The following is a 24145-nucleotide window of genomic DNA, read 5'->3' as shown; positions in this document are numbered from 1 at the left end:
CATTGACCATGAAAAAGATACTTTCTTTCCTCCTGATTCTGACGGGTTTGAGCGGGTGCCAGTTAGACGAAACGCCCTACTCGGCCATTTTTACCGATACGTTTTACAAAACGGCGGGCGACGCCGAAGGGGCTATTACGGCGGCTTACGGTGCCCTGGCAACCATGTATGCCGGGCCGGGTCCGTTGATGTTCGCCGATTTTTCTGCCGATCAGGTGTATCCGCGCCCGGTGGTGGGCCGCGATATTTTTACGCTGTTCAGCTACGACGCGGCCTACTCCGTAACGGTGAGCTTCAACCGGGCCAACGAATCGCCCATTTCGGTCTGGAACACCGGCTACGATGGCATCGTAAAAGCCAACTGGGTGATTGAAAAGGTGCCGCCGATTGCGATGGACACCAAACGGCGCGACGAGATTGTGGGGGAAGCGTACTTTCTGCGGGCCTACTTCCATTGGATGCTGACCAAAAACTTCCGCGACGTAGTGGTGAAAACGAATACCAGTAAAAGCTTAGATGAGTCGAAGCAGGCGATCAGCCCCAAAGCAGACGTGTATAAGCAGATTTTCAGCGACCTTGAAGAAGCCGTCAAGCGGTTGCCATCGTACTCGGCAACGCTGGTGAAAGGCCGGGTCTCGAAAGAAGCGGCTCTGGCTCTGTATGCCAAAGCAGCTCTCTACAACGAAAGCTGGCCGTTGGCCCTGCAAAAGGCGCAGGACGTAATTACGTCGGGCAAGCACAGCCTGATGCCCGACGTGCGCGATGTGTTCACGGCATCAAAAGAAGATGCCGCCCGGATCGAGACGATGTTCGCGTTTGAATCAGAGGCCGTTACGCCCGGTCGTACCTCGCAGATTATGGGTTTGTACGGTCCGCCCAACAGTGCCAGCTTAGAGTACGGCCCCACCACGTTCGGATCGATTTTTGCTTACCCTGCGTTCTTTGCCTCGTTCGACCCCGCCGACAAGCGTCGGCAGTTGCTGGATACTTCGTTCGTGAACCGGTCGGGGGTGCGGGTGCCGCAGCGAAGCATCACGCCCATCACGCCACGGGGGGTATTGGTCAAAAAATACCAGGACCCCACGGGCATCGGCGCGTCGCACAACATCAACATCCCGCTGTTGCGCTACGCCGACGTACTGCTGATTGCCGCCGAAGCCGAAGCCCGCGCCAACGGCCCCACGGCCACCGCTTATGGCTACATCAATCAGGTTCGGAAGCGGGCGGGGGTTGCCGACCTGAGAGCGGGTCTGAACAGAGATGACTTCGTTGCGGCTGTCTTGCAGGAGCGTTCGTGGGAGTTGTTCAGTGAAGGGGATCGCTGGTACGATCTCACGCGCACCAACACATTCCAGCAGGTGACGTCAAAGGCCACCAACGACGTGTTCCCGACGCGAAACCCACTGCCGAAACATCGTTACTTTCCCTTGCCGCAGGACGAAATCAACGCCAATCCGCTCATCAAACAAAGCCCGGAGTGGCAGAATTAATTTTTCGCTCAATGAACATAGGTTGGAAATCGGGATTCTGGCTCGGCGTAGCGGTTCTCGCTACGTCGGCCCTGAACCTTTGCCTGGCGCAGACCGCTAAACGCATGTCGCTGAATAACGAACGCCTATCGCTAACGTGGCAGCAGTCGCCGGTGGGCTGGCGGTTGCAGTCGGTGCGGGTACAGGGAAAGGCGTTACCTGATCCGTCGGGCCAATACACCCTGTTATATGCCGCTCAGAAACCGGACGTAACGCCCGACACTACGTTCAAAACGATTACCGGCGTAGCCTTTCCCGAACCGAACTACGTGTACCAGAAGGAAAAATGGAAAGAAGTGATCTCGCCCGTAGCTCTGAACCGACGGTCCGGCGATCCGGTAGGTACGGCCCTGCCGTTTTATCCCAAAAAAGCCGTTTCGCTTTCGGTTAACCGCCTGCGGTTCGAGGGCGAAACCGACGTAGCAACCCTCCAAACCGACTGGCAACTCGACCCGCAATTTTCGTCCGACGTACTGGTGACGCAAACGCTGGTAGCTAAACGTGCTGGTTATTTCTCGCTCCCCACACCTACACTGGCCACCACGCCCGACGCCGATATGACCTGGGCTACGGTGCCAGGTTATTTTCAAGGCAACCGTCCCCAGCCCAACTTCGCGCTGGCCTATACCTACGGACACGGCGTGCCCACCCTCCCGGTCGTGTATCGCGAACGGGCCGCCAGTACGCTCGCACCCATCGTGACGAACAAAAGTGGTGTTACATTGGCGGTTATACCCGACCCTATGCTGGCCCGCGACCCCTGGCCTGCGGACAAGAATCGGAACGCCGGACCGCGGCATAACGACTGGAACCTGGGCCTCTCGCACCGGAACCGGCAGGGGCAACTCTCGCCCACGCTCTACTACCCCGTATTGGGCGAACCTAAATCGGCTCTGCGGGCGGGCGATACGTTGCGCTACACCTTCCGATATCACCTCACCACCGGCGACTGGTTTTCGGCCCTGAAACACGCGGCCAATGATATATTCCGGTTTGGCGAAACGCTGAACCTGCGACAGAACCGCCAATCGTTGACCGACCGTGTCCGGCGGATGCACCATTACCTGACCGACCCCAAAACGTCGCTCTGGAACGTAGAGGAATTTGAGGGGTTGAGCATCGGGGCGCAGTCGTATCTGGGCGGGGTAGTTGGTTCGCAGAAAGATGCTATGAAAAACTCCGATTACGGGGCCATGTGGATGCTCGCAACAGCCACGCAGGATACGTTGCTGACCCGGAACGTATTGCCCTATGCCCTGAATTTCAAGAAGGTACAGCAAATTACAGCCGACGGTTTTTTCCGGGGGGCGTTGGCCGGGCAGTATTATCTGGCTAAACGCAAACGCTTTACCGAAGAATGGGGCGAGGTGGTAGAACCCATCGCCGTTACGTACTACACCATGCTCGACGTGGGCAACATGCTGCTCTTTGACCCCAATAATACCGACCTCCGCGAACGGCTCCGGCTGGGGGCCGAGTGGCTGCTGAACAACCAGAAACCCGACGGGAGTTGGGCTGTTGCCTACGACCGCCAAACCGCCGACGAGCAGTTCAAGGACATCGCCGACCTGCGCCCCACGTTCTACGGCCTGCTGGTGGCCCACCGCATCCTCGGCGACTCGCGTTACCTCGCAGCCGCCCGACGCGGGGCCGACTGGCAAATTCGGAACGGTGTGCAGAACGGCAGTTTTCTGGGCGTGTGTGGCGATGCCCGCTACGTACCCGACTTTGCTACGGCACAAACCGCGCAGGCCCTGCTCGACCTTTACGACCTGACCAACGAGCCGCGCTACCGTGAAGCCGCCATTGCTGCTGCCAAAATCTATACAGCTTCGGTCTATACCCACCCCATTGCCGACCGCAGCCCCCGGACGGTCAACGGACGCACCCGCGAAGCCTGGGAGATAGCGCAGTCGGGACTGAGTTTTGAGCACGGGGGCGTGTTTGGGTCGGCCAATATGCACGGACCGATTCAGTTGGCGAGTCACGCGGGGCTGTTCATTCGGATGCACAAGCTTACGGGCGAGGCTCTCTTTGCCGACATGGCGCGGGCCGCTGCCTGGGGCCGTCATGCGTTTGTAGACAGCACCACGAGCGTAGCCTCGTACTACTGGAACGCCATGAACCGGGGGGCGGGACCATATCCGCACCATGCGTGGTGGCAAATCGGCTGGATTACCGACTACCTCATGGCCGAAGCCGAACTGCGCTCCAACGGCCAAATTCGGTTCCCGCGTGGATTCGTGACGCCGAAAGTGGGGCCGCACCAGACCTACGGCTTCGCGCCGGGAGCCATCTACGGCCAGGCCGCTACGTTGACCATCGGCGATAACGAACCCACCCCCGACAACCCGAACGTAGAGGTCATTTCGGCGCGGGCTGTAACGGGCAAGCGTCGGTTTGCTATCCTGATGAATAACAGTTTACAACCTGCCGCGACCACCGTGCGGATGCCCACCAACGGCCCCGTGCGGACAGTACCCGAAGGCCAGGCCATAACCAACCAAACCATCACGCTGCCGCCATTGGGGCTGGCGGTGTGGGAATTCTGATATGACAACTCGTTTAACGATACTTTTCTTCCTGACCGCCACCTTCGCACTCGCTCAGCCGGATCGCCGGACCGCAGAGCCAGCCAGCATTCCTAAAGGCCGACCCTTTGTGAATCAGGCGGGCTATAACCTCGGCGAAGCCAAACGCTTCACGGTTCCCGGCGCGGCTGATGGAACGCCGTTTGAGATTCGCGAAGTAGGCGGCAAAAAAGCGGTTTACAAAGGCAGCGTCCGCGATTACGTCGGTACGTTTACGGACTTTAACCCGGCGGGTTCGGCCAAAGAATACGTCGTGAGCGTGCCGGGTCATGGCGAGTCGGTGCCGTTTTGGGTGGCCGACCACCTGATGGAAAAGCTGTCGTCAAGGCTCGCGTATCAGTTTTTTATCGACGTGCGGGGCGGGCATCGGTCCAATACGTTACCTTCCAACATTACGGGCGGTGGTCCCAGTCGCGACGGGGGCGGGCAGGGTCTGGAAGCCACGTTCGAGGGATTGTTGTATGCCTCCAACCCCGCCCTGTTCGACCGCTGGAACCGCGAGTTGCGCTACTACCAGAATGAAGCAACGATGTACGCCAATGTGCTGCCCGACGATAACGAACCCGAAAGCGACCGGGGCGAGTGGAACGAACGCAAATTTGCCGATCTCCGCCAACGTCCCGACCTCATCAAACTACTGCTCTGGCATTCGGCCTATGCCTTCAACAACCATACCTACCGGGGCAAAGCCGGGGGCGGCTTCGATACGATGCCCGACTATGATAACATCCGGCTGTTTGGCTATCAGGGCCAGCCGTTTCAACACTACGATTACCAGAACAACCTCGACCAACTGGCTGCGACCTGCGCGTTTTACCACTCGTTTCTGAAGCCGTTTCTGCCCGAAAAAACGTATCAGACGTACCGCAAAGCCTGTCTCGACAACTGGGAAAAATACGACCGGCAGAAAGAAGTGCGCTACTGGGTGTATTCGATGAAGTGGATCGACGAAGGCTGGAAAGAGTTCAACGAACAGGGCAGCGCATTTGGGCAGGGATTGCTCCGTAACCTGCTGATGTACGAGGCCGAACGGCACGAACCGAACGGGGGTGAGTCGGCCAAATTTCTGAAGTACGCCCGGAATTGCGCCGAAGACATCATCAAGAACTGGAATTTCGACAACGAGTGGCACACCTGGGCCATGCGGAATGCCGAACACATTACGCCACAGGCGTTGGCCCTGTTCCTGATGCTGGCCCCCGACCAATGCCCGCCCGGCGCGAAGGAGAAACTGGTAGCCTGGAGCAATTATGTCAAGACCCGAACCAATAACCTCTGGCACTACCGCACCCACTCCGAGACCGAATGGGCGCATCGAAAGAGCAAAGAAGTAGGTACGGTATGCGGGTTGGGCGGGTCCATGTTTGCCGTAGCCAGTGTACTGAACGACAACGCGTTGCGTGAGATTGGCTGGTCGCAGGTAAACAACGTATTTGGCCTGAACCCATCGGGCGCACATCTGAGCTACAAGAGTAACGCCCGCGTTGCGCTGGGGGGATACTGGCCGGGCGTCGAGAAAGGGTGGCCTTTCCAGTATATTCATGGAACGGGCGAACTCGGCTATTGCCGGGGTACGATGGACGGTTCGCCCACCAACCACGCCTTTCCTTTCCGGCCCGACTCCGCTGCGCTCGGCGACAGCCCCAACCTCTACGGCACCGAAGGCTGGGCAATCAGCAACCGGGGCTGGATGGCCACACTCACCTTCTCGACCGCCGGTAGCCATGCCGTGCGAATTCTGAACGTTAAGAACGAGCCTGTCGGCACCGCCAGACCCGGCGAAACGGTTACGCTCGAACTCCGGGCCGCGCTGAATCAGGACTGGACCAAACCCGAAACCGGGTACGTGCTGGTGGCAACGGGTGCGGGCGAATCGCAGAAGGTAACGGTGACGGAGACCGGGCCAAATACGGGTCTGTTTCGGGCAGCTTACACGGTTCCGGCAGGTAGCAACACACTGACCGCTACGTATGGGTATCTGGGATTTGAGAAAAAGGCGACTGTTGCCATTGAAACCAATACAACCGCGACAAAAAAATGAAAACCAACGTACTTACTCCCGAACAAATAACGGCCTTCCACCGCGACGGCTACGTGATTGCAAAAGGCTTTTTATCGCCCGAAGAAACGGCTAAGCTCTACGCTGTTGCCATTACCGACGACGCGCTCAACAGCCACGCCTACGGGGTGGTCGATCAGTCGGGGAAGCAGTCGAAGTTAGCTCTCTGGTTTACGCCCGGCGATGACCTGTACGGTTTGCTGGCCCGCTCAGAGCGGATGGTCGAGGGGGTTGCCGCTTTGCTGGGTAGTAGCCAGAATCAGGTTTGTCATTTTCACTCCAAACTGATGATGAAAGAGCCGCGTGTGGGCGGGGCCTGGGAGTGGCATCAGGACTATGGCTACTGGTACAAAAATCAGTTTCTGTATCCCGAACAGATGCTATCGGTGATGGTCGCGCTGAACCGGGCAACGGTCGAAAATGGCTGCTTGCAGGTCATCAAAGGGTCGCACAAACTGGGGCGGGTCAATCACGGGTTTACGGGTGAGCAGGTCGGTGCCGATCAGACAATGGTCGATAACTGCCTGAACGCGGGGCTGGAACTGATTTACGTCGAACTGGAGCCGGGCGATACGCTCTTCTTCCACTCGAACATTCTGCACCGCTCCGAAGCCAACCTCTCCGACGAGCCGCGCTGGGCGTTCATTTCGGCCTACAACGTACAGTCAAACAAGCCGTTCAACGAAAAGTCAACGTCGTGCATCACGCCTATCTCGGTGGTTCCTGACTCGGCCCTGCTCGATGCCGAAGCCGCTGGCAAAGGCCACTCCGCCGACTTCCTGTCGAAAGAAACCGACGTAACGCTGACCGAAGCATGAGTATGACCAACCGACGAACGTTTCTGGCCTCTACCGCTGGTTTGCTGCTAACGGGTTGTGCCTCGGCTACTACTCGTTCCGGTCAAAATCCCATGCCCGATACACTTGACCTGAACGCGCTGATGCAACCCATCGAGCCGCGCTCCGTACTGCGCGACCCCAATTGGTTTATCTGGGGTGGTGGCTGCGTGAAAACCCACGACGGGCAATACCATATGCTATTTGCCCGCTGGCCCAAAAAGGAAGGCTTCAACGCCTGGGTGACGCATTCGGAAATTGCCCACGCTACGTCCACCAGCCCGCTTGGCCCGTGGACCGTAACGGGGTCGGTTTTTGCCCGCAGACCCGGCTTCTGGGATGCCGACAATCTGCATAACCCGCTCGTACTGGAATTTGACGGGAAGTATTACTTGTACTATTCGGGAAACTTCGGCACACGCGATGGTACGAAGGAAGGCTGGTGGATTCATCGCAATAACCAACGGCTGGGCGTGGCCGTAGCCGACCACCCGGCTGGTCCCTGGAAACGGTTCGACAAACCGCTGCTCGAACCCACACCCGGTTCATTCGATGGCTTGTTGGTTAACAGCCCGACCGTTGCCCGAAATAGCAACGGCCAATACATCATGGTGTATAAGGGTGTAAGCGAAGGCAAAATGCCCTTTGGCGGCAAGGTACGCATGGGACTGGCAACGGCAGACAATCCGCTTGGCCCCTGGAAGAAAGAAAACATTACGTTGTTCGACCACCCCACCGAGCAATTCCCCACCGATGACAACTACATCTGGTGCCAGAACGACCGTTTCTACGCCATTGTAAAAGACTACCGGGGCATCTATACGCAACAGGCAAGGCCCGGCTCGGCGGAGAAAGAATCGCTGGTGCTGTTTACGTCGGAAACTGGACGTGATTGGCGGCTGGCGGCTCACCCGTTTGTGTCGGACTTCCGCATCCGCTGGGCCGACGGTCGCGTGAGTGACCGGCTCCATCGGCTCGATCAGCCGCAGGTCTGGCTCGAAAACGGCAAACCGAGTGTGCTGTTTCTGGCCGTAAAAGCCAAAGACGACAAAGACGACACCGATTTGTCGTACAATGTGCAGATTAAACTGAACCGATGATGGCACCAATTAACGATAACCGGGCAACTTCATTTACCGCCCTTCAAAATGTGGTCAGGAATGGGGTGTTCCTCAAGGAATTTTTTGGCCCGATGGCGGGAACCGACTTTTCTACTGCTGGTTCTATAAGATTGAGTTATTTCTTTTTCAACTCTTCAGGAAGACCAGCTTTTTTGAGGATTTCATTGACCTTCGCCAATTTCTCAGCAAACGGCTCACGACCATCCTTACCTTTCAGCACTCGGTTTGGGACAATAGCAACGGGGTGATCTTTCACAGTTTCCATAACAGTTCATTTTTGCTTAAATGTACAATTTATTTCCTGCCGATCAGATACAGTTCGTAATCACTGGAAGGATCAAATGGTTCCGGGCTACCAGCATCGGTCTTGTAGCCGAACAAGTAAAAGAGGGCTGAAAGTTCTGGATAAGCGCGGCTTATTGCCATGCGATACAGACGATTACGGGCTGGTGTATTGCCAGCAAAAGCAATACGGCCCTGAGGATTATGCGTAAGATAGTGATGGATGACTTGTACGATTGTTGCCAGAATTTTTGCCGTATCTCCGTTATCGCTGACGGATTGATCGTCAATTTTTCCGGTCAGGTGATCATAATCACCTAAGGCCAAATTGTAAACACTATCGTCAACAAGGGATAGGACAATGATTTTTTGTATCACCCCTTTTGGGCCGATGCTTTTAAAAAAGAATTGGGTAGCGTCGTCCGACTGGACAAACGAATAAGCAGGGTATTGCACAAATCACGGTTTAGGCCGTAAAACTACATAAACCTTGAACACAACCATTGATACCGCCGTTATTGTCATTTTCTCGGCGTTTGTGCTGGGAATCGGGCTGTTGTTTGCCCGGACGGGGCGCAACCTGAAATCGTTTTTTGCGGGGGGCGAGGCCGTGCCGTGGTTTATCGGCGGTTTGTCGCTGTTCATGAGTTTCTTCTCAGCCGGTACGTTCGTGGCCTGGGGCAGCATCGCCTACAAATACGGCTGGGTCGCCATCACCATCCAGTGGACCATGTGCATCGGGGCCATCGTAACGGGGCTTTACTTGGCTCCGCGCTGGAAACAAACCGGTGCCCTGACAGCCGCCGAATTCATTCGCGAACGGTTGGGGCTGACCGTGCAAAAAGCTTATATTTTCATCTTCACGCTTGTCAGCATTTTCATCAAAGGGTCGGTGCTGTATCCGGTGGCGAAATTAGTTAGCTCGTCGCTTAATCTGCCACTCGTACCGACCACTATCGGGCTGGGTATCTTCATGATTGCCTACACCGCCGTTGGCGGGCTGTGGGCCGTGATGGTGACGGATATTCTGCAATTCGTGGTGCTGTCGGCGGCTGTGTTTATCCTGCTGCCGCTCTCGCTCGACCGGGTAGGTGGGTTCGAGGGGTTCACCAGTCAGGTTCCTGCCGATTTTTTCAGCCCGCTGGCTGGGGATTATACACTCGGTTTTGTGCTGGCATTTGTCTTCTACCACATCGCTTACATCGGCGGCAACTGGACGTTCGTACAACGCTATACGAGCGTCAAATCGCCGAAATCGGCCCAGAAAGTAGCGTTTCTGTTTGCCGGGCTGTACCTGATTGCGCCGGTTATCTGGATGCTGCCGCCGATGATTTACCGCGTGATAGACCCGTCGCTGGCGGGCTTGGATACGGAGAATGCGTACCTCAAAATCTGTCAGTTGGTGTTGCCGCCTGGTTTGCTGGGCCTGATGCTCACGGGCATGTATTTCTCGACGTCGGCGAGCGCGAATACGGCCCTGAACGTAGTGTCGGCAGTATTTACCAACGACATTTACAAGGGACTGATGAACCCCGGCGCGTCGGACCGGCAACTGATTCGCGTGGCGCGGGGGTCGTCGTGGGTGTTTGGGCTGGGCATGATCGGCATTGCGCTGCTGGTGCCACGGGCGGGCGGCATGGTGGAGGTCGTGCTGAGTATTTCGGCCATCACGGGCGGACCGCTACTGGCTCCTCCGCTCTGGGCGTTGTTCTCGAAACGCCTGACGGGCCGGGCTACGCTGTGGATTACCAGCGTGGGTCTGGCCGTGAACCTGTTCTTTAAAGTGCTGTCGCCCTGGCTGCTCGATTATAAACTCTCGCGGGCGGGCGAAACCGTGATCGGCGTGGGCCTGACGCTGTTGTTTCTGCTGGTGCATGAACTCTATCAGCGCAACCGCAACGCAACAGCCCCCGATTATTACCGCTACCAAATAGCCCGGCAGCAGAAACTAAACGAAGCAACTGAGAACACTACGCCGGAAGAAGCCGAGGCTATCGCCGAACAGAATCGCTTTGGGTTGCGGGTCATTGCCGGCTCGCTGGTCTTTACGGCCCTGATGCTGTTTGGGTTAAGTACGTTCGCTACGTCCGGGGCCGGGCCAACCGCACTGATTGGCGGAGTGATTCTGGTGGCTGCGCTGATCCCGTGGCGGGCGAGTCGAAAAAGATTGAGCCAATCAACCATTCACACGCAAAAGGAAGCAGCATGAATATCCTGCATATACCCCCCTTTAGGGCAGGGGATAAAAACCATCCGTTAGCTATTTGGGTGACGTTCATCGCTATTTTTCTTCTCCCCAACCCAACCCACGCCCAGTCATTAAACGGCACCTGGGCGTTTCGCACCGACCCGAACGATATTGGCGAACAGCAGGGTTGGTTCAGTCCATCGGCCAACGTAGCGAATTGGGATTCGTTGCCTGTGCCTGGCAACTGGGACCTACGCAACGAGTATGCTCACTACGTTGGCAAAGGCTGGTATCGACGCACGTTTGCTACGCCCGCCAACGGCAGTGGTGACGTAGTGCGGCTACTATTCGAAGGCGTGTACCACGACTGCACGGTCTGGCTCAACGGGCAAAAGCTTGGCGAAAACCACAGCGGGTTTCTGCCGTTCGAGTTCGATATTACCAACCGGCTCAACGCCAATGGTCTCAATACGTTAGTCGTTTGCGCCGATAATACGCTCACACGCGGAGCCATCTGGAACTGGGGCGGCATCCGGCGACCTGTTTCGCTGAAAGTCACCAAATCACTACGTATCGTTCGGCAACATATCACCCCAACAGTCGATTTATCCAAAAAAACAGCGACGGTAGCCGTGCGGGTATTCGTGCAAAATCACTCGGCACAACCTGCCGAAGCAACGGGTATGGTCGAGCTGTCGGCTCCGAACAGGTTCAGGCGTTCGCTGCCATTTCGGGTGAACGTACCGGCCAGTAGTACGGCGTCGGTGCTGGTACAAACGGCGTTGACACCCGCCGAAACGCACCTCTGGCATTTCGACGACCCATTTTTGTACACGTCGGCGGTTAGTCTGGACCCTTTGGATCATAAATCTATATCATCGCAGACCGAAAGTGGACATAGTACCTCCCCCTCTCCTTTTTTCAAGGAGAGGGGGCCGGGGGGTGAGGTCAAATCACGCTTCGGCATCCGCAAGATCGGACTTGACAACGCTACGTACACCCTCAAACTTAACGGCGAATCCATCCGGCCAATGGGGTTTAATCTCGTTCCCGACGACCGCACTACGGGTAATACCCTGCCCACCTGGCGCATCAAAGAAGACATCGATTTGCTGAAAGGAATGGGCTGCACCATGACCCGGCTGTCGCACCTGTGTTTGCCCGAAGAGGTGATGGATTATCTCGACGAGCGCGGTATGCTGGTGATTTCCGAAATCCCAATCTGGGGCTACGACCGGCTGGCCGACTCCGCCAATCCGATGCCGACCGACTGGCTGACGCGGCTCGTTACCAACCAGTACAACCACCCCTCGGTCATAGCCTGGAGCGTAGGCAACGAATACGGCGAGTTTCCGACCGCGCTCGATTACACAAAACAGGCCATTCCGTTTGTCAGAACGTTAGATAGCACCCGGCTGGTGTCGTGCGTGAGCCACACGGCCCAGTTTACGCCCGATATTCTGGACGTAGGCGACATCGGCTTCGTGAACCGATACGGCAAAAACCTGCGGCCCGTGACGCAGCAACTGCACCAGCTTCATCCGAAACAGACCCTGTTTTACACGGAATACGGCACGGGTATTTTGGGCGAAACCCTCGATACCGGCCTCAACGCCCGCTCGCTCATCGACTCGCTACGTGGGTTGCCGTACCTGATTGGCGGGTCGCTCTGGACGTTTAACGATTACCGCAGCCGGTTTCATGGAACCAAAGAATTTTCCGAAAATCGCGCCTGGGGCGTGGTGGACGTGTATCGGCAGAAAAAGCGGGCGTATGCGTCGTTTCGGCGCGAACACAATCCGCTGCGCGACCTGAGCATAAAGACCGAAGGCACGTCTGCCGTGGTCACGCTGGTGCCCCGCCAACTGCTCGACCTGCCCGCTTACCCATTGCACGGCTACCGGCTGCTCTGGAAACGTACCGACGCTGCGGGCAAAATCGGGCAAAGCGGACTCATCAAATTGCCCGACATCCGCCCCGGCGACCCCACCCGAACCCAGACATTTGCCTGGCAACCCGACCAGGACGCCGGCGCGGACGCCTTTGCGATGACGCTTGAACTGCTGGCCCCGACCGGCGACGCGCTGGCCGACACAACTATTTTCTACCAAAAACCGCTCCCGGTACGTATCACGTATGCCCTCGGTAGCCGGATTGGTTATAACGGACACAGTGGGGGCGGCACCATTCGGGTGCATTTCCAGAAAAACCAAACGGCAACGGCGTATAAAGTTCGTTACGGCGAAGGAAGCCTGACGCAGGAAACCCCGCCAACGCTAAATAGCTACGTAGATGTACCAAAGCTGACTTTCGGAAATCGTAACGCCGACCGAACGTACCAGGTGGCTGTAGTGGGCATCAACGGGTTTGGCGAAAGCGAACCAACCAACGCACAGGCCGTGACCGTTGAGAAGATACAGTTTGCCCCGCCCGCCATTCAGCACGTCGAACCGGCAGACGGAGGTTTCTTCATTGGGTATGCAAGTCCCGAAGACGACTATGCGTACCGGGTTCAGGTAACGACGAAGCCCGGTGATTACGCAACGGCACGTACCATCCAGACAACCAATCCCGGTACGTTGTTTGTTTCTAACCTGACCAATGGTCAGCCTTACTACTTTCGGTTTCAGCGACTGAAAGACAACTACTTCGCCAGCAACTGGTCGGAAGAGCGAACGGTAGTACCCGATGGCGGTCAACGCCCAAATCCACCTGTTTTTCAAGGTGTTGTAAGAGAAAACAAAGAAACTGTCGTGTGCTTTGCCCCTGTCCCGAAAGCCATTGGCTACCTGCTCGAATACCGACGGGTCGGTAGCGGTTCGTGGCAGCGGGAGCAAATTACAACGGCCCAGACAGGCCGGTTCATTCTGATGCAACCTGACTCAACGCAACGCTATGAGTACCGGATGGCGACCCTGACCGCCAATGGTCAATCTATTTTTTCACCGATCTTAACTACACAACCCGATGCTAAAGGCCGACGCAACCCATAAACGAGACTTAAAAACGACCCGCTGCGAAGCCGACCTGATTGTAGTTGGCGGAGGGCTGTCGGGTACGTGTTGCGCCATTACCGCAGCACGGGCAGGCATCCGGGTTGTGCTGGTACAGGACCGGCCCGTTTTGGGCGGCAACTCCTCGTCCGAAGTGCGGCTGTGGGTGCTGGGTGCTACGTCGCACATGGGCAACAACAATCGCTGGGCACGCGAGGGCGGTGTTATCGATGAACTGTTAGTGGAGAACTGGTATCGCAATCCCGAAGGCAATCCGCTGATTTTCGATACCATCCTGCTCGAAAAAGTTGTCCTCGAACCGAACATTACTCTGTTATTGAACACCGTCGTGTTTGCCGTGGAGAAAGCCGGTGATGCCATCCAGTCGCTACGGGCTTTTTGTTCGCAAAACAGCACGATGTACGACCTCGTGGCCCCGCTGTTCTGCGATTCGTCGGGCGATGGAGTTGTGGGGTTTCAGGCCGGGGCTGCTTTCCGAATGGGGGCTGAGAGCCGGGAAGAGTTTGGCGAGAAGTTCGCACCTACGGCTGAATACGGTGAGTTGCTGGGCCATTCGTTGTATTTCTACACCAAAGATACAGGTCGGCCCGTGCGGTTTGTGCCACCCGCCTACGCCCTCAGCGACATCACCAAAATTCCGCGCTACCGCAAGTTCAACGCCAGAGAGTTCGGCTGTCAGTTGTGGTGGATCGAGTACGGCGGGCGATTAGATACCGTTCACGAGACCGAAACCATCAAGTGGGAACTCTGGAAGGTAGTATATGGCGTCTGGAATCACATCAAAAATTCCGGTCTCTTCCCTGAAGCCGAAACGATGACGCTTGAGTGGGTTGGTACGATCCCCGGCAAACGCGAAAGCCGACGCTTCGAGGGCGATTACATGCTGACGCAGCAGGACGTAGTGGAGCAGCGCGAACATCCAGACGCGGTAGCTTTCGGCGGCTGGAGCATCGACCTGCACCCGGCTGATGGTATCTTCTCCGAAAAACCGGGCTGCAATCAGTGGCACAGCAAGGGTATCTATGGCATTCCATACCGGTGTATGTACAGCCGAAACATATCGAACCTGTTTCTGGCCGGGCGTATTATCTCGGCATCGCATGTAGCATTTGGATCGTCGCGGGTGATGGGAACGGGTGCCCACATAGGGCAGGCGGTAGGCATGGCTGCGGCATTGTGTACGAAACAGGGACTACTGCCCAGGCAAATTGTAGAGACGCAACCCTTTGCGTCTCACCGCCGGATGGTATTGGCTGACGCACAGGAGACGCAATATCTTGCGTCTCTACAGCAGGAACTGCTCAAAACCGGGCAGCACATTCCGGGCCTGCGCCTGCACGACCCACACGATCTGACCCACGCGGCTACCCTGACAGCAAGCAGCGAGTTTGTGCTGACCGAACTCCCACCCAACGGCCCGCTCCAGCCCCTTACCGATTCGGCGGCTCAGATGCTGCCCCTACCCGCTGGCAACGTACCCGCCATGCAGGTGCAGGTCGTAACCAACGCAACCACCACGCTGACCGTCGAGCTTCGCCGGAGCAGCAAACCCGGCAACCATACACCCGATATAACGCTGGAAACGCTTTCGATTCCACTTGGTAAAGGAAATCAATTGGTCGACCTGCCGTTTAAGTCTGCGCTCGAACAGCCGCAGTATGTATTCGTCTGCTTTATAAAAAACGAGCACATCACCCTGCAATACAGCCAGTTACGCCTGACGGGTGTGCTGTCGGTGTTCAATAAAACCAACCCTGCCGTGTCGAACTGGGGAAAGCAGGAGCCAACCGAGGACATTGGCGTAGAAACATTTGAGTTCTGGTGCCCGGAACGCCGACCAGGAGGGTACAATATTGCCCTGAAAATTGATGGCGGCATTAGGCTGTTCGCGCCCGAAAATATCCGAAACGGCTTGCAACGCCCCGTCGATCAGCCAAACGCCTGGGTAGCCAGCCTGACCGATCTTAACCCAACCATTACGCTGACCTGGCCCCAAAAACAGCGAATCAGCCGGGTCGAACTGGCATTCGATACCGACTTCGACCACCCGCTCGAAACGGTGATTATGCTCAATCCTGAAACACAGTCGCCGTTTTGTGTACGCAATTATGTGCTCTGCAACGACCGGCAGGAGCGCGTTTTTGAGCAGGTTGGCAACTATCAGGCACGCAATACCGTCCGGTTCGATCAGCCTATAGAAACCAGTAGCCTGACAATTCACCTGAAAGCACCGGGCGCAACCGTGCCAGCGAGTTTACTGGAGGTTCGGTGCTACTGAACACTGCTTACGATGAAACCTATCTATCGCTCATCATTGACCGGATAAAGGTCAGGCCGTTTTCGGCGATGTGCCACGGCTCGTTGTATTCGCGCCAGACGCCAATGGCATTGGCAAAGTCGGGATCGTTGCGCGTAAACGCTTCGATGGTTAGCCAGCCGGTGTAGTTGATGTCGGCCAACGTTTTGAACGTATCGTCCCACGGAATATGCCCCGACCCCGGTGTGCCCCGGTCGTTTTCGCTGATATGGACGTGAGCCAGCACAGGTGCCAGCATCTGGATAGCCTCTGGGAAGCTTTTTTCCTCGATGTTGGCGTGGTGCGTATCGAACATGGCCCGCACGTTAGGATGGTCGGTCAGTTCAACGAGATGCCGTAATTGCGCCGTTGTGTTGCATAGGTAGCACTCAAAGCGGTTGAGGGCTTCGGGCGTCAGTACGATACCGGCCTGCGCTGCGTAGTCGCCTGCCTGCCGCAGCACTTCCGCGCTCCGTTCGTATTCTATGCGTTGTGGCTCCTGCCGGGAAAACACTGAAAAAGCCGAATGGAACGGCCCACAAATTACGGTTGCATTCAGGGCCTGAGCACAATCGATGGCAACTTTGATGCGGTCAAGAGCAGCCGTCCGCACTGCTGCCGACTCGCTAATGGGATTTTCGTCGGCACCGAGGGTCATAACGCAGGTCGATGCGAGGCCCAGTTGCTGCAAATGCTGCCCAAAACGAGCGTAAACCGACGTATCCGTTTCGCCCAGATAGCACTCGATGCCATCGTATCCAATGGTTTTAAGCCGCTCGGCAATCGGGTTCATCCGGTCAGACAGCATGGCGGTCCAGACCAGCAGGTTAAAGCCAATTTTATTCATGACACTGCTCACTGTTTGTTATCATTTTTACTGTACGAAGCCAGATTCTTTTTCGTAACCAGCTCAAACGGGATCAGCACTTCTTTCGCAAAGGGCTGTTTTCGGGCTGCTTTGACGGCAATCTCAACAGCCTGTGCGCCCTGCTGCCGGGCATTCTGAAAAACCGTCGCATCGAGTTTGCCCTGTTGCATGGCCTGTAGGGCATCGGAAATCGCGTCGATACCAACCACCACTACCTTGTCTTTCAGGCCGGCGTCGGTGAGGGCTTTCACCGCCCCGAGAGCCATTTCATCGTTATGGGCAAATACGGCGTTGATCTGATTACCATACGACTGTATCCAGTTCTCCATCAGGGACATACCCTGAGCGCGGTCCCAACCTGCCGTTTGCTGTGCCAGCAGTTTCATGCCGGGATATTTTTTCAGGATTTCCTGTGCACCCTGCGCCCGTTTAATTTGCCCGGCCTGACCCATGTAGCCCTCCATCATCAGCACGTTACCTTTGCCGCCCAGCCGGTCGGCAATGTACTGCATGGCAATTCGGCCCGCTTCTACATCGTCGGAGCCGACGAAGGCTGTGGGTTTCGCGCTGGTTTCGGAGTTGACGTTGATGATTGGAATGTTGGCAGCCAATGCTTTCGCTACAGCAGGCGAACAGGCTTCTACTTCGGCGGGGTTCAGAATAATGGCGTCGACGTTCTGCGCGATGAAACTTTCGACCTGCTCAACCTGCTTCAACGCTGACCGCCCGGCATCGACCGTAATCAGTTCGATTCCATCTTTTTCGGCCTGTTTTAGCATTTCGTCGTGTACGTTCACTACAAACTCGTGCTGCATACTGAGCATGGTGGCCCCGATAGTCAGTTTGTTGCCCCCATTGTCGGCGGCTTTATCGCTACCCTGACTACAACCGGTCAGGAGAGCCGTTGCGAGAAAAATGGAAAGCGGGTAGCGGAAGCTGGGGTGAGTCATACTACGTATCAGGGAATAACATTGACTGCGAATACTTTATTTTTTACTGATGCGGTATAACCGGCCCTGGTCGGTAACGGCGTACAGGACACCATCCTTTTCCATTACGTCGCGGAAACGCTGTGACTGGTCGGCCAGCAGTCGCTCTTCGCCCACGACCCGGTTGTTGTCGATCACTAACCGGGCAATGTGCATCCCGCTCAGGCACCCGACAAACAGGTTGTTTTTCCATTCGGGAATGGCATCGCTGCTGTAGAACGTCATGCCACTGGGCGATACGCTGGGGTCCCAATAATAGACGGGCTGCTCTAAACCCTCCTGCTGCTGGATACCCGCCCCTACCTTCGGACCGCCATATTCGATACCGTAGGTGATGGTAGGCCAGCCGTAGTTTTTGCCCGGCTGAACCCGGTTAATTTCGTCGCCCCCGCGTGGGCCAAACTCACCTTCCCACACATCGCCCGTAACAGGATTAAACGCTAAACCCTGAACGTTGCGATGTCCGTAGGAATAGATTTCAGGACGTGCGTCGGCACGGCCCGCAAACGGATTGCCGGAAGCCGGTTGCCCATCTTTCGTAATCCGAATCACCTTGCCCAGCCCGGAGTTGAGCGACTGCGCCTGTGGTCGCGTGACCAGATCAGAGCGTTCGCCGGTGCTAATGATCAGGTTGCCGGTTTTATCGATGAGTATCCGCCCACCGTAATGCAGCGTCCCTTTATAAGCGGGTGTGGCCCGGTAGATGACCGTCGGATTGTCAATTTTCGTTTCGTCGGTCGAGAGTTTGCCTTTGGCTACGGCGGTCAGGTTGCCCCCTGCGGACTGGGGTTCCGAAAATACCCAATAGACCATGCGGTTCTGGGCAAAATCGGGATCGACCCGCAGGCCGAGTAACCCGCCCTGCGCCCGCGAATCGACTTTTGGCAGCCCCGTTATGGGTTGGCTCACCTTGCCGGCTGCGGTCGCAATTCGCATGGTGCCTTCGCGCTCGGTGATGAGCAACCGCCCGTCGGGCAGGCTCGTGATGCCCCACGGAGAATTCAGCGATTCGCTCAGTACGGTAGCTTCGTAAGGCGTGTTGGTTTTCACACCTGCCACGCGGGTCTGGCCCGCAAAAGCTGGTTTATACGAAGGCGAGTTGGGTTCTTTGGTTTCGACGGGAGCCAGCCCCGTGTTGCCCGGTGCGGACGATGTGCGGGTATCGGTAGTAGTTTGGCCGCAGGCAGTCTGCATCCAGATCAGGCCAGCCAGTAGTACACTTAAACGAGTCATTACAGTTTGCGATTGAGCTTTCATAACTTCTAAAATGAGTAAAACCCATGCAAGCTACTCAGCAATGAGTCGCCTATGTGAGTTTATTACAAAAATAGTAGTCACAGACTACGCTGAACGGCACACGCCGGAGGAAGCACCCAACAGGGCGGGGGGTATCTACCTATTCCGGCTCCGGTTCAGACCGTCCAGCACGACGGCGCCGATGATGATGGCCCCCATGACGACTTCCTGATAGTACGACGATACGTTCAGGAGGTCGAGGCCGTTGCTGATGACGCCGATGAGCAACGCACCGATGAGCGTACCCGTTATGGTGCCGCTGCCGCCCGACGTACTGCTGCCGCCGATGATGGCCGCAGCAATGGCATCCAGTTCCAGCCCGACGCCTACGTTGGGCTGCCCCGTGCTGATGCGCGAAGTGAGCAAAATACCGGCCAGCGCGGCCAGTCCTCCGCAGAGCGTGTAAACGGCCATGATGACCCGCGCCGGTTCGATGCCCGACGCGCGAGCGGCCTGTTGGTTGCCGCCGATGGCGTACATGTACCGACCCAGTACGGTCTTGCGGAGCAACGTAGCGCAAACGGCGAACGTAGCGATCAGCACCAGAATCAGCGTCGGGATGCCCAGAATCTTACCCCCGCCAATAAAGTTGAACTCGTCGGAAAGATTAGAGATAGGCCGACCTTTGCTTAGGATGAGGGCCAGTCCGCGCCCGATGGTCATAGTGCCGAGCGTCACGATAAACGGCGGTACGTTGCTGCGGGTAATCACGAAGCCGTTGAAGGCACCGAAGCCCACGCCCGTCAGCAATCCGACCAGCACCGGCACTATTACCGGATACGTATCAGGATGGGCAAACGTAGCGGCTACTACGCCCACCACCGCCACGATGGAGCCAATGGAGAGGTCAATGCCGCCCGTGATGATGACGAACGTAACGCCAAACGCCAGCAGCGCGTTGATAGATACCTGCGTGACGATGATGGTCAGGTTCTGTACCGTCAGAAATTTGGGTGTCACGACCGACAGCGCGACGCACACCAGCAGCAGGGCCAGCAGCAGGCCGTACTGCGTCAGTCGCCGGATACGGGATTTGTACGTGTTAGTGGATTTTTGAGTGGGTGGGGTTGCGTTCATACGAGTCAATCACGGGTGCATGGCGTATTGCATAATCACTTCCTGGGTGGCTTCGACCCGCGACAACATAGCGGTTTGGCGACCTTTAGCCAGCACCAGAATGCGGTCGCTCAGGCCCAGTAGTTCAGGAAGTTCGGAAGAGATCATAATTACTGCAATGCCCTGTTCCGTGAGTTGCCGGATGAGCCGATAAATTTCGGCCTTCGCGCCGATGTCGATGCCGCGTGTGGGTTCGTCCAGAATTATCAGCTTCGGCGATGCGAGCAGTACTTTGCCAATGACTACTTTCTGCTGATTGCCGCCACTCAGATACCGAACGGCCTGCTGCTGCCCGGCGGCTTTGATACGCAGATCGGCCATGACCGACGTAGCGGTGTCGGCTTCGCTACGTTCCTGCACCAGTCCTCCGCTCACGTGACTCGCCAAACTACTGAGTGTCAGATTCTGCCGCACCGACAGGCCCGGAATAAATCCCCAACCCTTGCGGTCTTCGCTGACGTAGCCAATACCCCGCCGAATGGCCTGCCGGGGCGAGTCGATACGTAGCGGCTGACCGTCGAGCATGATTTCGCCCTCGTCGGCGGTTTCTAAACCGTAAATAACGCGGGCTACTTCGGTACGTCCGGCACCCATCAACCCGGCAATGCCCAGCACCTCACCCGCCCGCACGTCGAACGTAATGCCCGAAAACGCCCCGCGTCGGCTCAGGTTCCGCACCGACAGCACAATTTCGCCGGGCGTTACCGTAGCGTCGGGAAACAGGCTGTCGATAGTGCGACCGACCATGAGCCGGATCAGCGTGGGTTCGTCTAACGTAGTGGTTGGTTGCGTGGCGATGTACTGTCCGTCGCGCAAAACCGTGATGGTATCCGAAATGGCAAAGATTTCGTCCATCCGGTGCGAGATGTAGATAATGGCTACGCCCCGGCTGCTGAGGTCGCGGATGAGGCCGAACAACGTAGCAACTTCGGTGTCGGACAGGGCTGAGGTAGGTTCGTCCATGATGATGACGCGGGCCGCTCCGGCGTATTGGTCGTTGGAGATGGCTTTCGCAATCTCGACCATCTGCATTTCGGCCACGCTGAGGTGCTTCATCGGCGCATCGGGACGTATCGCAACCCCCATCTGCCGGAGCAATTCGCCCGCCTGCCGGGTCATCTGCGCTTCATCGACCCAGCCCCAGCGTCGCGGTTCCTGACCCAGATAGATGTTCTGCGCAACGGTCAGTTCGGGCACTACCAGCAACTCCTGATGAATCATGGCAATGCCCCGCTGCCGAGCCTCGCGCACGCTGCCGATACGTAGCGGTTCGCCGTCGAACACGATCTCACCCGCGTCGGGTGTTTCCAGCCCGATCAGAATGCGCATCAGCGTCGATTTGCCCGCGCCATTCTCACCCATCACCGCATGAACCTCCCCGCTACGTACCGTAAGCTGTACGTTGTCCAACGCCCGGACACCGGCGAAGGATTTTGAGAGATTTCTGACGGAGAGAATGGGTTGCATATGATTTTAAATGGGAACACGGATTGTACGGATGATACGGATTTACACAGATAGAATATCAAATCAAAAATCTGTGTAAATCCGTATCATCCGTACAATCCGTGTTCCATCCAAATTACATTGCGAAGCTTTCTACGCCTGTGTCTTTCCAGCTACGGGCATTGGCGGAGTCGATCACGGCTTCGCAGACTTTCTGCGTTTCGAGCGCGTCCTGAAAAGTGGGGTGGCACGGTGCGCCGGTTTCGATGCTTTTCAGAAAATCAGCGACCTGATGAATGAAACTGTGCTCGTAGCCGATGCCTAAGCCCGGCACCCACCACTTGCCCATGTACGGCTGATCGCCATCGGTGACATGAATCGACCGCCAGCCGCGCACAATGCTTTCGTCGCGGTGGTCGAAATATTCGAGCCGGTTCAGGTCGTGGAGGTCCCAGCGAATCGACGCGTGTTCGCCGTTGATTTCGAACGTATAGAGTGCTTTGTGCCCCCGTGCGTAACGCGTCGACTCGAACAGGCCCAGCGACCCGTTGGCAAAGTGGCAGTGAAAAATACAGGCATCGTCGATACCTACCGGCTCTACTTTGCCTGTGAGTTGGTGCATCCGCTCTTTCACGAAGGTTTCGGTCATGGCCGATACGTCCACAATAGCTCCGTTGAGCCACATGGCCGTGTCGATGCAGTGGGCGAGCAGATCGCCCGTCACGCCCGACCCGGCGGCAGCTACGTCCATGCGCCACAGGCCCGCCCCGCCCTGCGGCAGATCGGCGTTGATGGTCCAGTCTTGCAGGAAGTTGGCCCGGTAATGAAAAATCTTGCCCAGTTTGCCCGACGCTACAATCTGCTTCGCCAGCGACACGGCAGGAATGCGCCGGTAGTTGTACCAGACGGTGTTGGCAACGCCTGCCTTGTTGATGGCATCGACCATCTGCTGCCCTTCGGCCACGGTGCGGGCGAGGGGCTTTTCGCAGAGAATCATTTTACCCGCTTCGGCAGCCGCGATGGCGATTTCAGCGTGGGTATCGTTAGGCGTACAGATGTCCACTGCGTCGATGTCGTCGCGGGCGATAAGTGCCCGCCAATCTGTTTCGTAAGCGGCATAGCCCCATTGCTCGGCAAACGCCTTTACACTGGCTTCATTGCGCGAACAAACAGCCTGTAATACCGGCCTATATTCGAGTTCAGGGAAAAAATGCGCAACCTGACTGTATCCGTTGGAGTGGGTTCGGCCCATAAACCCGGTGCCGATCAGCCCAATGCGAAGGTTTTTTTTCATAGTGTTTGTGAAACCCCACCCCAACCCCTCCCCGTTGAGGGAGGGGCTTTTGGCGACCGGATGGTTTAGCCCCTCCCTCAATGGGGAGGGGTTGGGGTGAGGTGTATTTTATTCGCTCCATCCGTGCTTTTCACGGACCTGTATCATGGTGGCTAAAATATCGTTCCAGGTTTGCTGATTGTTCATCACAGCGTTGGGAAACATGCAGCCGTCCCAGCAGATGTGCCGCATTTTTTTGGTCAGGTTGCCATTCTCGTCGCGAAGCCAGAAACCCGCGTCGTTCGCTACGTCGAGTTTGCCGTTGGGGTCGGTTGCCTGGCAGTGCCGACCGGTTTTGTCGTGCGAGCCGGAGCCGAACACCGTACCGTCGTTCTGCGCTACGTGGAAGTCGATAGTCCACGGACGTAGCGCATCGGTGAGGGTTTTCAGGGCGTCGGTCAGTACGGAGCGGTCCTGCCAGTCGTAGCCTTCGGGCAAGATACGGTCCTGTTCGCGGTTATAGCCCATCGTGTAGAGCAACGTGTGCGACATATCGGCCTGAAAGCCCATGTTCGGGCGGTCAACCTGTTCGAGGGTGTCGATCATAGTGCGCCAGGAGTGCATGCCTGCCCAGCAAATTTCTCCTTCAGCAGCAATCTGCTCGCCATAGTCGGCGGCAATGTCGCAGGCTGCGCGGAAGGTTTTGGCAATAAGTTGCGTACTTCCAACCGGGTCGGCATCCCACTGCTGGGGCGAGCTGGCCGAATCGACGCGGATAACGCCACTGGGCCGCATTCCCAGCTCACGCAGCACTTTCCCGAAATGACAGGCTTTTTTCACCATGTCTAAGAAATGCGCCCGGTCGGCATCGCTGCCCAACACCGGCCCGCCCCAGATGGGAGCTACGAGCGAACCAACCACGAGGTTGTGCGACGCAATTTTGTCGGCCAGTCGCTTGATGTCATCGTCTGAGCTATCAATATCTACGTGCGGACCCATCAGGCCGAGATCGACGCCATCGAACTTGATGCCATTTACGTCGGCGGCAGCGGTCATCTGAAGCAAATGGTCGAACTCGATAACCGGCTCGGAGTCGGGGCCTTTCCCGACCAGTCCCGGCCAGGTGGCGTTGTGAAGTTTAGGGTAATTGTTCATGGTTTAAAGGGTTATGACACGTAAAAGGGTTATGACACAGAGATGCACTAAGACGCACAGAGATACACAGAGGATTATTATTATGA

The 24145-nt window shown here is 56.7% G+C and carries 17 protein-coding genes; 8 read left to right on the top strand and 9 right to left on the bottom strand.

The window, feature by feature from the left end:
* Window positions 1-8 precede the first annotated feature (8 nt).
* The 5 genes from AWR27_RS23550 to AWR27_RS23530 are packed head-to-tail and all read left to right on the top strand — an operon-like array spanning window position 9 to window position 8115.
* Window positions 9-1490: a RagB/SusD family nutrient uptake outer membrane protein gene (locus tag AWR27_RS23550; protein ID WP_077133449.1), complete on the top strand. Its 1482-nt coding sequence runs from the start codon at window positions 9-11 to the stop codon at window positions 1488-1490.
* An 11-nt stretch (window positions 1491-1501) separates the two neighbouring features.
* Window positions 1502-4081, top strand: coding sequence for a prenyltransferase/squalene oxidase repeat-containing protein (locus AWR27_RS23545; protein WP_077133448.1), 2580 nt, complete (start codon window positions 1502-1504; stop codon window positions 4079-4081).
* A gap of 1 nt (window position 4082) precedes the next feature.
* On the top strand, window positions 4083-6161 hold the full coding sequence (locus AWR27_RS23540) for an early set domain-containing protein (RefSeq protein ID WP_077133447.1): 2079 nt from the start codon (window positions 4083-4085) through the stop codon (window positions 6159-6161).
* Complete coding sequence (locus AWR27_RS23535; protein ID WP_077133446.1) at window positions 6158-6997, top strand: phytanoyl-CoA dioxygenase family protein; 840 nt, start codon at window positions 6158-6160, stop codon at window positions 6995-6997. Before AWR27_RS23540 ends, AWR27_RS23535 begins: the two co-directional genes overlap by 4 nt.
* Before the next feature lie 2 nt (window positions 6998-6999).
* Window positions 7000-8115, top strand: coding sequence for a glycoside hydrolase family protein (locus AWR27_RS23530; RefSeq protein WP_077133445.1), 1116 nt, complete (start codon window positions 7000-7002; stop codon window positions 8113-8115).
* 136 nt (window positions 8116-8251) lie between these two features.
* Here AWR27_RS23530 and AWR27_RS25435 read toward each other — a convergent pair whose 3' ends face one another.
* Window positions 8252-8401 carry a hypothetical protein gene (locus tag AWR27_RS25435; protein WP_157579294.1) on the bottom strand — a complete coding sequence of 50 codons (150 nt, stop codon included), beginning with the start codon at window positions 8399-8401 and terminating at the stop codon, window positions 8252-8254.
* Window positions 8402-8430: 29 nt separating this feature from the next.
* Window positions 8431-8874, bottom strand: coding sequence for a DUF6934 family protein (locus AWR27_RS23525; RefSeq protein ID WP_077133444.1), 444 nt, complete (start codon window positions 8872-8874; stop codon window positions 8431-8433).
* 34 nt (window positions 8875-8908) lie between these two features.
* Between AWR27_RS23525 and AWR27_RS23520 the strand changes: the two genes are divergently transcribed.
* The 3 genes from AWR27_RS23520 to AWR27_RS23510 are packed head-to-tail and all read left to right on the top strand — an operon-like array spanning window position 8909 to window position 15898.
* Entirely contained in the window at window positions 8909-10627 is a 1719-nt protein-coding gene (locus tag AWR27_RS23520; protein WP_077133443.1) for a sodium:solute symporter family protein, read from the top strand.
* 59 nt (window positions 10628-10686) lie between these two features.
* Window positions 10687-13599 (top strand): glycoside hydrolase family 2 TIM barrel-domain containing protein, encoded by a 2913-nt coding sequence (locus AWR27_RS23515; protein WP_232325913.1) that lies wholly within the window; start codon window positions 10687-10689, stop codon window positions 13597-13599.
* Window positions 13574-15898: an FAD-dependent oxidoreductase gene (locus tag AWR27_RS23510; RefSeq protein WP_077133441.1), complete on the top strand. Its 2325-nt coding sequence runs from the start codon at window positions 13574-13576 to the stop codon at window positions 15896-15898. The genes AWR27_RS23515 and AWR27_RS23510 overlap by 26 nt, the downstream gene beginning before the upstream one ends.
* A 19-nt stretch (window positions 15899-15917) precedes the next feature.
* Here the strand turns inward: AWR27_RS23510 and AWR27_RS23505 are convergent, their stop codons facing one another.
* The 7 genes from AWR27_RS23505 to AWR27_RS23475 form a co-directional block, all read right to left on the bottom strand.
* Window positions 15918-16763: a sugar phosphate isomerase/epimerase family protein gene (locus AWR27_RS23505; RefSeq protein ID WP_077133440.1), complete on the bottom strand. Its 846-nt coding sequence runs from the start codon at window positions 16761-16763 to the stop codon at window positions 15918-15920.
* 8 nt (window positions 16764-16771) lie between these two features.
* Window positions 16772-17734 carry a sugar ABC transporter substrate-binding protein gene (locus AWR27_RS23500; RefSeq protein ID WP_077133439.1) on the bottom strand — a complete coding sequence of 321 codons (963 nt, stop codon included), beginning with the start codon at window positions 17732-17734 and terminating at the stop codon, window positions 16772-16774.
* A gap of 36 nt (window positions 17735-17770) precedes the next feature.
* Window positions 17771-19006: a PQQ-dependent sugar dehydrogenase gene (locus AWR27_RS23495; RefSeq protein WP_157579293.1), complete on the bottom strand. Its 1236-nt coding sequence runs from the start codon at window positions 19004-19006 to the stop codon at window positions 17771-17773.
* 159 nt (window positions 19007-19165) lie between these two features.
* On the bottom strand, window positions 19166-20146 hold the full coding sequence (locus tag AWR27_RS23490; protein ID WP_077133437.1) for an ABC transporter permease: 981 nt from the start codon (window positions 20144-20146) through the stop codon (window positions 19166-19168).
* A gap of 9 nt (window positions 20147-20155) precedes the next feature.
* A complete protein-coding gene (locus AWR27_RS23485) occupies window positions 20156-21652 on the bottom strand; it encodes a sugar ABC transporter ATP-binding protein (RefSeq protein ID WP_077133436.1) in 1497 nt (498 codons plus the stop codon).
* A 115-nt stretch (window positions 21653-21767) separates the two neighbouring features.
* Window positions 21768-22925, bottom strand: coding sequence for a Gfo/Idh/MocA family protein (locus AWR27_RS23480; RefSeq protein ID WP_077133435.1), 1158 nt, complete (start codon window positions 22923-22925; stop codon window positions 21768-21770).
* 108 nt (window positions 22926-23033) lie between these two features.
* Complete coding sequence (locus tag AWR27_RS23475; RefSeq protein WP_077133434.1) at window positions 23034-24059, bottom strand: sugar phosphate isomerase/epimerase family protein; 1026 nt, start codon at window positions 24057-24059, stop codon at window positions 23034-23036.
* Between the last annotated feature and the right edge of the window lie 86 nt (window positions 24060-24145).

Source organism: Spirosoma montaniterrae (genome assembly GCF_001988955.1).
Taxonomy (GTDB): Bacteria; Bacteroidota; Bacteroidia; order Cytophagales; family Spirosomataceae; genus Spirosoma; species Spirosoma montaniterrae.
The sequence above is the reverse complement of the archived record's forward strand: the minus strand, read 5'-3'. Positions and strand labels throughout refer to the sequence as shown.

Excerpts from the sequence above, each read along its gene's own strand:
- AWR27_RS23510 (WP_077133441.1), top strand. The coding sequence starts at position 13,574 with ATGCTAAAGGCCGACGCAACCCATAAACGAGACTTAAAAACGACCCGC.
- AWR27_RS23535 (WP_077133446.1), top strand. The coding sequence starts at position 6,158 with ATGAAAACCAACGTACTTACTCCCGAACAAATAACGGCCTTCCACCGC.
- AWR27_RS25435 (WP_157579294.1), bottom strand. The coding sequence starts at position 8,401 with ATGGAAACTGTGAAAGATCACCCCGTTGCTATTGTCCCAAACCGAGTG.
- AWR27_RS23500 (WP_077133439.1), bottom strand. The coding sequence starts at position 17,734 with ATGACTCACCCCAGCTTCCGCTACCCGCTTTCCATTTTTCTCGCAACG.
- AWR27_RS23485 (WP_077133436.1), bottom strand. The coding sequence starts at position 21,652 with ATGCAACCCATTCTCTCCGTCAGAAATCTCTCAAAATCCTTCGCCGGT.
- AWR27_RS23490 (WP_077133437.1), bottom strand. The coding sequence starts at position 20,146 with ATGAACGCAACCCCACCCACTCAAAAATCCACTAACACGTACAAATCC.
- AWR27_RS23545 (WP_077133448.1), top strand. The coding sequence starts at position 1,502 with ATGAACATAGGTTGGAAATCGGGATTCTGGCTCGGCGTAGCGGTTCTC.
- AWR27_RS23505 (WP_077133440.1), bottom strand. The coding sequence starts at position 16,763 with ATGAATAAAATTGGCTTTAACCTGCTGGTCTGGACCGCCATGCTGTCT.
- AWR27_RS23495 (WP_157579293.1), bottom strand. The coding sequence starts at position 19,006 with ATGACTCGTTTAAGTGTACTACTGGCTGGCCTGATCTGGATGCAGACT.
- AWR27_RS23540 (WP_077133447.1), top strand. The coding sequence starts at position 4,083 with ATGACAACTCGTTTAACGATACTTTTCTTCCTGACCGCCACCTTCGCA.
- AWR27_RS23475 (WP_077133434.1), bottom strand. The coding sequence starts at position 24,059 with ATGAACAATTACCCTAAACTTCACAACGCCACCTGGCCGGGACTGGTC.
- AWR27_RS23550 (WP_077133449.1), top strand. The coding sequence starts at position 9 with ATGAAAAAGATACTTTCTTTCCTCCTGATTCTGACGGGTTTGAGCGGG.
- AWR27_RS23530 (WP_077133445.1), top strand. The coding sequence starts at position 7,000 with ATGACCAACCGACGAACGTTTCTGGCCTCTACCGCTGGTTTGCTGCTA.
- AWR27_RS23480 (WP_077133435.1), bottom strand. The coding sequence starts at position 22,925 with ATGAAAAAAAACCTTCGCATTGGGCTGATCGGCACCGGGTTTATGGGC.